This is a genomic window from Paraburkholderia sp. SIMBA_030, from assembly GCF_046535245.1.
Taxonomy (GTDB): Bacteria; Pseudomonadota; Gammaproteobacteria; order Burkholderiales; family Burkholderiaceae; genus Paraburkholderia.
Genome location: NZ_JAWRXB010000745.1, coordinates 1 through 265, shown reverse-complemented (window position 1 = coordinate 265; position 265 = coordinate 1). Strand labels below are relative to the sequence as shown.

The 265-nt window shown below is 74.7% G+C and carries 1 pseudogene; it reads left to right on the top strand.

The features are described from left to right. Positions 1–265, top strand: a pseudogene (locus SB772_RS41950) (alpha/beta hydrolase); the annotation flags it as partial.

The window sequence follows — 265 nt, the reverse complement described above, 5'->3', positions numbered from 1 at the left end:
GCCCGGCCTCGACGCCGCGCCCCCGGTCTTCGTGCCGGACAGCTGCCAGTTCGACGTGACGATCGCCGGCCGCACGCGGCGCCTGTTCGTCGCGTTGCCGGCCGAGCGTTCCGGTTCGGCGCCCCATCCGGTGCTCACCGTGCTCGACGGCAATGCGCTGTTCCCGCTCGCGGCGCAGCTCACCCGCAATCGCCACGCACGGCCGGACGGCACGCGCGACGCCGAGGCCGTCGTGATCGGCATCGGCTATCCGGTCGACGGGCCC